The 8,381-nt window shown below is 73.2% G+C and carries 6 protein-coding genes and 1 pseudogene; 1 reads left to right on the top strand and 6 read right to left on the bottom strand.

What is annotated here, in order from left to right:
- Positions 1-164 precede the first annotated feature (164 nt).
- The 4 genes and pseudogenes from ACLBYE_RS17605 to ACLBYE_RS17590 all read right to left on the bottom strand — a co-directional run bounded on the left by ACLBYE_RS17605 (position 165) and on the right by ACLBYE_RS17590 (position 3,975).
- A pseudogene (locus ACLBYE_RS17605) lies at positions 165-1,727 on the bottom strand (carbohydrate porin).
- A 72-nt stretch (positions 1,728-1,799) separates the two neighbouring features.
- Entirely contained in the window at positions 1,800-2,726 is a 927-nt protein-coding gene (locus tag ACLBYE_RS17600) for a Gfo/Idh/MocA family protein (protein WP_447695168.1), read from the bottom strand.
- Position 2,727: 1 nt separating this feature from the next.
- On the bottom strand, positions 2,728-3,708 hold the full coding sequence (gene araD1 / locus ACLBYE_RS17595) for an AraD1 family protein (protein ID WP_042674417.1): 981 nt from the start codon (positions 3,706-3,708) through the stop codon (positions 2,728-2,730).
- Positions 3,709-3,780: 72 nt separating this feature from the next.
- Positions 3,781-3,975, bottom strand: a complete 195-nt coding sequence (locus ACLBYE_RS17590) for a hypothetical protein (protein WP_447695167.1) — start codon at positions 3,973-3,975, stop codon at positions 3,781-3,783.
- A gap of 560 nt (positions 3,976-4,535) precedes the next feature.
- On the opposite strand from ACLBYE_RS17590, the gene ACLBYE_RS17585 reads away from it, so the two are divergent.
- Entirely contained in the window at positions 4,536-5,249 is a 714-nt protein-coding gene (locus ACLBYE_RS17585; RefSeq protein WP_244491948.1) for a FadR/GntR family transcriptional regulator, read from the top strand.
- A 57-nt stretch (positions 5,250-5,306) separates the two neighbouring features.
- Here the strand turns inward: ACLBYE_RS17585 and ACLBYE_RS17580 are convergent, their stop codons facing one another.
- Together ACLBYE_RS17580 and ACLBYE_RS17575 are read right to left on the bottom strand one after the other, a co-directional pair.
- Positions 5,307-7,106: an IlvD/Edd family dehydratase gene (locus ACLBYE_RS17580; RefSeq protein ID WP_447695166.1), complete on the bottom strand. Its 1,800-nt coding sequence runs from the start codon at positions 7,104-7,106 to the stop codon at positions 5,307-5,309.
- Positions 7,103-8,266, bottom strand: coding sequence for an aldose epimerase family protein (locus ACLBYE_RS17575; RefSeq protein ID WP_447695165.1), 1,164 nt, complete (start codon positions 8,264-8,266; stop codon positions 7,103-7,105). Before ACLBYE_RS17575 ends, ACLBYE_RS17580 begins: the two co-directional genes overlap by 4 nt.
- Positions 8,267-8,381: the final 115 nt, after the last annotated feature.

Genomic DNA, 8,381 nt, shown 5'->3' with positions numbered 1-8,381 from the left:
GGCCGGCACGGCGCGCCTGCCCGACGGGCGCGCGGCGCGGCCGCTGCCCCCGCGAGTCCGGGAGCCGGCGCGCACGGGCCTCGCGGTCGCGGGACGGCTCCTCCCCCCGGCCGGGTCCGCGTGCCCGGCGCCCGCAGGGAGCGGGCGCCGGGGCGGTCAGGGCGTCACTGGCTGCCCGGGCCCTTCGCGAGGCCGGCCAGGGTGAACAGGTCCACCGACAGCTTCGCGCCGATCACGAAGGCGTCCGGGATCGGCTTCGGGCGGAACGGGAAGCGGGTCTGGTCCGGGTCGATCACGTATTGCAGGTTCGGCATCAGCCGCACCGCCGGGGTGAGCTGGATTCCGTAGCTCGGCTCAAGGATGGTCTGCAGGGACTCGACGGTCCGGGTGCCGAGCCCCAGCGACGCGCGCGCCGCCCGGATGTTGGCCGTGCCCAGGGGCGAGAGCTTCTCCATGGCGAAGACGAGGCCGAGGGTGTCGTAGGGCCGGCCCGGGAAGGTGCCGGTCAGCACGGCGCCGCCCTCCAAGAAGTAATCCTGGGTCTGCCGTCCGCCGGTCCCGCCGATCGCGACGCCGAACACCGACAGGCCCTGGACGCCGTTCGGATCCGGCCGCCAGACCATCTGGTCGAAGCGGGCGTAGACCGCCGACCGCCCGAACCGGGTCAGCGGGTCGAGGCCGCTGAAGACCTGGGCGGCGCCCCGCCGGTCGAGTACGGGATCCGTGTAGTCCGACCAGTCGAACACGGCGCCGATGCTGTAGTTGCGCGGCAGCGGGTCGTTGCCGAAATTGGTCAAGTAGCCGACCTCCACCGGCACAAGGTATCCGGTGGCGCCGCTGGTCGACCAGTCGACGCCGTTCCGGGTCGGCAGCTGGTCGCGCGGGTTCACCTTTTAGATGCCGGCGTGCAGGAACACCCTGTCGGTGACCCAGGCCTTGGCATGGCCGCCCCAGGTCGCGATCGGCCAGTAGGTGAAGTTCGTCAGCTTGAAGATGGACTTGGGCGCGCCGCAGGTCGCGTTGTTCTGGAAGTTGCAGTAGAGTGGCGAGGCCAGGAAGTTGGGGTTGGCGAGCAGGCGGCCGACCTCGATGTCGAGGCGGTTGTCGAACAGCTTCTGCTCGTAGGACAGCAGCGTCAGGTGGGCGGTCTGGCCGCCGCCGTAGATCTCCTGCACGCTGCCGTTGAAGCCGATGTCATCCTGCGCCAAGCTCCGGCCGTGGCGCTGGGTAACGATCGTGTGGACCGAGCCGCCGTCGATGCCGGCGAGGCGGCCGAGATCGGCGTCGAGGCCGAACGCGATCTGGCCCGCATAGGCCGATCCCTGCCGGATGCCGCCGGACGGGTTGGCGGCGAACTCGCCCGTGTAGTTCAGGACCATGCTGATCCCGTTGCCGAGATCGAGGGTGCCCGGCGGCAGGCTGGGCGGCGTCGCGCTGCTGCCCTGCACGTCGAGGCTGGCGGCGGCGCTGCTGGCGCCCGAGAAGCTCCGCGCCTCCCGGATGACCCGCCGCCGGGCGCGGTTCGCCCGGTACCGGGCCTTCTGCGCCGGGCTCGCCTTCGGTCCCGGATTCACCGGGGCCGGTCCCCCGTCCGGTGCCGTCGCCTCGACCTGCGCGACCGCCGGGCCCGCGCCCGCCGTGATCGACGCGGCGCAGAACGCCAGCGCGGCCCATCGCCAATGCTTTGCCCGATGCTTGCCCCGATGCTTTCCCCGATGCTTTCCCATGTGTGACTCCCCCTTAACCGCGCGGCCTTGCCTGGCTCTGTCGCGTTCGTGTCCCGCAGGGGGGCCTCCCGGTCAGTCCGTGAAGGCCTCCACCGCGCGGCGCTCGCCGCGCATGAAGGCGTCGGCGGCGTGGATCAGCGGATTCAGGTCGACGTCGCTGGTGCCGGAGCGGACCAGGGCGGCGAAGCGGTCGTAGAGGCCGCGGTACTCCGCCTCGGGCGGGAGCGGCTGGTCGCGGCCGGCGATCGACAGGGCGGCCCCGCCCCGCGACAGGACCAGGGGGCCGTCGTCGGTCTCGACGCGGATGTCCCAGGTCTGCGGCCCGGTCTGGCGCCAGTCGAACCGGGCGCGGATCGGGGTGCCGGCGGCGTCCGCGAAGTGCAGGTCGGCGGCGATCGGCGCCTGCCGGTTCTCCGGCACCGACAGGGTTGCGCCGGTGAGGAAGAACGGCGGCAGGATGTGGGTGGCGATCGACAGGGCGTTGATCCCCGGATCGAACACGCCCATCCCGCCCGCGTCCCAGATCCAGTCCTGGCCCGGGTGCCAGTGCCGGACATCCTCCAGCCAGGCGATCGCCACCGACCGGATCCTGCGGCCCGACAGCCACTGGCGGGCGGGCTCCACCCCCGGCGCGCAGCGGGAGTGCCAGCTCGCGAACAGGCTCACGCCCCGGTCCCGCGCGGCCGCGACCAGGAGCCCGACCTCGGCTAGCGTCGCGCCCGGGGGCTTCTCGAGGAAGACGTGGCGTCCGGCCGCGATCGCCGCCAGGGCCGCCGCGCACCGCGCCTGCGGCGGCTGGCACAGGGCGACGGCGTCGAGGTCGCCGTGCGCCGCCAGCATCGCCTCCAGGCTGCCGTAGCTCGGCACCCCGTCGAGGCCGCCGTGCCGGCTCGCCACCGCCACGAGCGCGTAGTCCGGCGAGGCGGCGATGGCCGGCAGGTGCTGGTCGCGGGCGATCTTGCCGACGCCCACGAGGCCGATGCGGATCGGGGCCGCCATGTCAGAGCACCCGCACGGACGGCGCGTCCGCCGGCGCGATCGCCAGCGGGTTGCGCAGGGGCAGCGTGAACGGCGCCGCCGCGATCTCGAACACGTCGCCCGGCCGCGTCGCGACGCCGTCGCTGAACGACAGGGTCGCGGTCCCAAAGAAGTGGACGTGCACGTCGCCGGGGCGCCGGAACGGCGCGTACTTGAAGTGGTGCAGCTCCAGATTGGCGATGCTGTGGGACATGTTGGCCTCCCCGGACAGGAACGGCTTCTCCCAGAGCACGGCTCCGTCGCGCAGGATGCGGCTCGTGCCGCGCACGTCCGGCGGCAGGGCCCCGAGCCACAGCTCCGGGCCGAGGGCGGCCGGGCGGAGCTTGGAATGGGCGAGCCACAGGTAGTTGCCGCGCTCGGTCACGTGGTCGGAGAACTCGTTCGCCAGGGCGAAGCCGAGGCGCACCGGCGTTCCGTCGGCGTCGATCAGGTAGATCCCGGCGATCTCCGGCTCCTCGCCGCCGTCGCGGGCGAAGGCCGGCGAGACCAGCGGCTCGCCGCAGGCGACGAGGCCGGAGCCGTCGCCCTTGTAGAACCACTCGGGCTGCGCGCCGGTCTCGCCCGGCGCCGGCTTCCCGCCCTCGACGCCCATCCGGAACATGCGCATCGAATCGGTCGGCGCCGGGTCTGTCGCGGCCGCGCGGTGCATCGCGTCGCGGCCCTCGGCGGAGCCGAGATGCGTCAGGCCGGTGCCGCTCAGCATCAGGTGCGCGGGATCGGCGTGGTCGATGGGCGGCAGGAGCCGGACCGCGTCGAGATCGACGGGCGCGCCGAGCCCCGCGCGCTCCGCCGTCGCGGTCAGATCGTCCCCCGCCGCGAGGGTCCTGTGCGCCAGGGCGAGCACGCTGTCGACGCCGAGCACCCGCCGCGCCCGGCCGTCGGCGAGCAGCGCGACGGCCCGCTGCCCGTCAGCCGCGCGGAATTGTAGGAGTGATCGTCCCATCTGTGTTCTCCCGGGGATGCCCGCTTCGGGGCGTCCTGAACGCGCTGCGGTCGAGGGTCGCGCGGCGGCCTGTCAGCGGCCGGGTTGCGGGGCGCGAGCGCCGTCGATCCGGCGCGCGCGGTGCCGGGGATTGTCCGGGCGCAGGGGCGGCGGCGCGTCGGGCAGGTCCTGGGGGCGGACCGGGTGCAGGAAGCGCTCGATCGCCGGCGGTCCGACCGCGCTGCTGCGGCCGTCCGAGGTCGCCGGGAACGGGCCGCCCTGCACCATCGCGGGGGCGACCTCCGCGCCGGTCGGCCAGCCCTTCGCCAGGACCCGGCCGGATCTGCGGGCGGAGCGGACCGGATCCGCGAACAGGCGCGGCTGCCCGACCGCGCGGGCGCGCTCGCCCTCGACCCCCCGCGCGCGGCTGGCCCGTCTCGGCCATCGCCCGCTCGATCGGCGGCGCGCCGAGTTCGGCGATGCCGTCGGCGACAGCGCGCGCGTGTTTCCAGGGGCGCCCCGGAGACGTGCGGGAACGCCGCCTCCGCCGGGGCGCAGGCGGCCTCGACCTCCGCGGGGCCGGCGGCCCGGAAGACCGCGGCCGTAGCCGATTCGGCGGCGCCGCTCGGGACGCCGCCGCGGACCGAGACGGACCCTGGCGGTTCACTACTCATACAAATAAGCTAGAGCAATTCGTTCCCGGCCGCAAGCGCGGCCGCGGTCCCGGTGCGGCGGGCGTTCCTCTTTGCGCTCCTACAACTTCAGGATACGATCACGCCGTTCCTGCCCCGACCCGGTGGCCCGGACCGGAGGTGGATGCGGTGAGGCAGGAGCGGAGCTCGGAGAACGTGACGCTGCCCCTCGCCTCGGGGTCGCGCCGCATCCACGGCTCGGTCGCCCGCGATCTGGGCGCGGCGATCCTCGGCGGCCGCTACGCGCCCGGGGACGTGCTGCCCGGCGAGATCGAATTCTCTGAGAAATTGAACGTCTCGCGCACCGCCTATCGAGAGGCAATCCGCATCCTGAGCGCGAAGGGGCTCGTCGAGAGCCGCCCGCGCACCGGCACCCGCGTCAGCCAGCGCAGCCGCTGGAACCTGCTCGATCCCGACATCCTCGCCTGGGCCTTCGAGTCGGAGCCGAGCGAGTCCTTCATCCGCGACCTGTTCGAGCTGCGGATGATCGTCGAGCCGGCCGCGGCCGCGCTCGCGGCCGAGCGGCGCTCCGGCCTCGACATCGCCCGGATGGGGCACGCCCTGGAGGAGATGGGCCGCCACGGCCTCGCCACCGAGGCCGGGCGGGCCGCCGACCAGGCCTTCCACAACACGATCCTGGAAGCGGCCCGCAACGGCGCGCTGATCGCCCTGTCGAGCTCCATCGCCGCCGCGGTCACGTGGACGACGATCTTCAAGCACCGCCGCCAGGGCCTGCCCCGGGACCCGATGCCGGATCACCGCGCCCTCTACGACGCGATCGTGGCGGGCGACCCGGACGCCGCCCGCGCGACGATGACCGAGCTGGTCCGCCTCGCCCTCGCCGACACTGAGCTGGCGATGCGGCCCTGACGGTGCCGGCGGCGGGGCGCCGCCGGCCCGGACATTGCCCGAGTGGCCCGAGTGGCCTCAGTGGTTGTCGCGCGGCACGCCCCGCGTCTGCGCGATGCGCTGGAACGCCTCGGCGCCCTCGAGGATGGCCCCGGTGTGCATCTGCCCCACCGCGGCGCGCTGCATCGCCTGCCAGGGGGTCTGCGAGGCCGGATAGGCGTAGCCGCCCGCCGCCTCCAGGGCCGCGCGCCGCCGCGCGATCTCGTCGGCGTCGACCAGCATGTCGGCGGTGCCGCGGCGCAGGTCGATCCGCACCCGGTCGCCGGTGCGCAAGAGGGCGAGGCCGCCGCCGGCCGCCGCCTCGGGCGAGGCGTTGAGGATCGACGGCGAGCCGGAGGTGCCGGACTGGCGCCCGTCGCCGAGGCAGGGCAGCGCGTGCACGCCGGCCCGGATCAGCTGCGCGGGCGGGCGCATGTTCACCACCTCGGCCGCCCCCGGGTAGCCCACGGGCCCGGCCCCGCGCATGACCAGCAGGGTCTCCTCGGTGATGCCGAGGCTCGGGTCGTCGATCCGGGCGTGGTAATCCTCCGGCCCGTCGAACACCACGACGGGGCCCTCGAAGGCGTCCGGATCCTCCGGGTTCGACAGGTAGCGGCTGCGGAACTCCGCGCCGATGACGCTGGTCTTCATCACCGCGGCGTCGAACAGGTTGCCGCGCAGCACGAGGAAGCCCGCCGCCTCCTTGAGCGGCCGGTCGATCGGCCGGATCACGTCCTCGTCCTCGATCGCGGCGCCGCGGCAATTGTCGCCGAGGGTGCGCCCGTTCACGGTGAGGGCGCCCTCGCGGATCAGGCCGCGGCGCATGAGCTGCGCCACCACCGCGGGCAAGCTGCCGGCGCGGTAGTAATCCTCGCCGAGATAGGCGCCCGCCGGCTGCAGGTTGACGAGGAGCGGCACGTCGAGGCCGTGGGTCTGCCAGTCCGCGATGTCGAGCGCGACCCCCATGTGGCGGGCGATCGCCGCGAGGTGGATCGGCGCGTTGGTCGAGCCGCCGATCGCGGAATTGACCGCGATGGCGTTGAGGAAGGCGTCGCGGGTCAGGATGTCGGAGGGCTTCAGGTCCTCGGCCACCATGGCGACGACGCGCTTGCCCGTCAGGTAGGCGGCCTCCTGCCGGTCGCGGTAGGGCGCCGGGATCGCGGCCGAGCCGGGCAGCATCATGCCGAGCGCCTCGGCGAGGGTGTTCATCGTGGTGGCGGTGCCCATCGTGTTGCAGAAGCCGCTCGAGGGCGCCGACGAGGTCACCAGCTTGATGAAGCCGTCGTGGTCGATCTCGCCGGCCGCCAGCATCTCGCGGGCCTTCCAGACGATCGTGCCGGATCCGGTGCGCTGGCCCTTGAACCAGCCGTTGAGCATCGGCCCCACCGACAGGGCGATGGCCGGGATGTTCACGGTGGCGGCCGCCATCAGGCAGGCCGGGGTGGTCTTGTCGCAGCCCGTGGTCAGCACGACCCCGTCGAGGGGGTAGCCGTAGAGCAGCTCCACGAGCCCGAGATAGGCGAGGTTGCGGTCGAGGCCGGCGGTCGGCCGTTTGCCGGTCTCCTGGATCGGGTGGACGGGGAATTCGAGGACGATCCCGCCCGCCTCGCGGATGCCCTCGCGGATCCGCTCCGCGAGGACGAGGTGGTGGCGATTGCACGGGGACAGGTCCGAGCCGGTCTGGGCGATGCCGATGATCGGCTTGCCCGAGCGCAGCTCCTCCAGGCTGAGGCCGAAGTTCAGGTAGCGCTCCAGGTAGAGCGCCGTCATGTCGATATTGTCGGGGTTGTCGAACCACGCGCGCGAGCGCAGGGGCCGTGCAATCGGTCGGTCGGTCATTTCTGGGTCCGGTGGGCGGGGCTGGTCGAGAAGCGGTAGGCGATCACGTTCCGGTAGGTCTTGCCGGGATCGAGCCGGGCCGAGCCGAAGGCCGGCTGGTTCGGCGTGTCGGGGAAGAGCTCCGGCTCCAGCGCCAGGGCGTCCGACTGGCGGTAGGCAAGGCCGGACTTACCGACCGCGGTCCCGTTGAGGAAGTTGCCGGCGTAGAACTGAAGGCCGGGCTGGTTGCTCGCCACGTCGAGGACGCGGCCCGATCCCGGATCCTCGACCCGCGCCACGGGGTGCGGCTCGGCCGTGGGCGCGTCGGTCACGACCCAGTTGTGGTCGTAGCCGCGCCCGCGCACGATCTGCGCGTCCCGCCCGTCGCGGATCCGCGCGCCGATCACCGCGGGCTCGCGGAAGTCGAAGGGCGTGCCGGCCACCGGCAGGTGTTCCCCGGTCGGGATCAGGGTGGCGTCGACCGGCGTGAAGCGCTCCGCCGGGATGGTCAGAATCTGGTTGAGGATCGAGCGTCCCGAGCCCTCGCCCGCGAGGTTGAAGAAGCTGTGGTTGGTCAGGTTGACGATCGTCGGCTTGTCGGTCGTCGCCTCGTAGGTGACCGTGAGGGTGTTCGTGTCGTCCAGCGCGTAGGTGGCGGTCGCCGTCAGCGTGCCGGGATAGCCCTCCTCGCCGTCCGGGCTGACGTAGCGCAGGGTGACTGAGGGGGCCGCGCCGCCCTTGACCGCGGTGATCGTCCAGAGCCGCTTGTCGAAGCCGGACGCGCCGCCGTGCAGGGCGTTCGGGCCGTCGTTGGTGGCCAGCGTGTAGGTCCGGCCGTCGAGGGTGAAGCGCCCGGCGCGGATGCGGTTGGCGTAGCGCCCGACGCTCGCGCCGAAATAATTGCCCTTGGCCAGGTAGGAGGCGAGGTCATTGTAGCCGAGCACGACGTCCGCGGCCTTGCCGGAGCGGTCCGGCACGTCGAGGCTCCGCAGGAGCGCCCCCCACGACAGGATCCGCGCCGTGACGCCCTTGCCGTTCGTCAGCGTCACCTCCTCCACCGTCCGGCCGTCCGGCAGCGTGCCGAACACCGCCCGGGTCGGCTCGGCGGCCCGGGCCGGTGCCGGCGTCAGGCTCGGCAGGGCCGCACAGGCGCACAGCGCCAGGGATCCCACTCCACGCATCGCGCTCTCCCCCTTCGTGATTCCGGCCGCCGCGCCGGTCGTGCGCCGGATCGCGACGGGACTCGCGGTTGACGTCCGCGAACCCGATATATACTCAGACAAATAAAAGGAACAA

The sequence above is a fragment of the Methylobacterium sp. A52T genome, assembly GCF_053346095.1.
This window is presented reverse-complemented; position numbering and strand designations above follow the sequence as displayed.

Bases quoted from the DNA above. Each gene is read 5' to 3' on its own strand.
- ACLBYE_RS17600 (WP_447695168.1), bottom strand. From the start codon at position 2,726: ATGGCGGCCCCGATCCGCATCGGCCTCGTGGGCGTCGGCAAGATCGCC.
- araD1 (WP_042674417.1), bottom strand. From the start codon at position 3,708: ATGGGACGATCACTCCTACAATTCCGCGCGGCTGACGGGCAGCGGGCC.
- ACLBYE_RS17590 (WP_447695167.1), bottom strand. From the start codon at position 3,975: ATGGTGCAGGGCGGCCCGTTCCCGGCGACCTCGGACGGCCGCAGCAGC.
- ACLBYE_RS17580 (WP_447695166.1), bottom strand. From the start codon at position 7,106: ATGACCGACCGACCGATTGCACGGCCCCTGCGCTCGCGCGCGTGGTTC.
- ACLBYE_RS17575 (WP_447695165.1), bottom strand. From the start codon at position 8,266: ATGCGTGGAGTGGGATCCCTGGCGCTGTGCGCCTGTGCGGCCCTGCCG.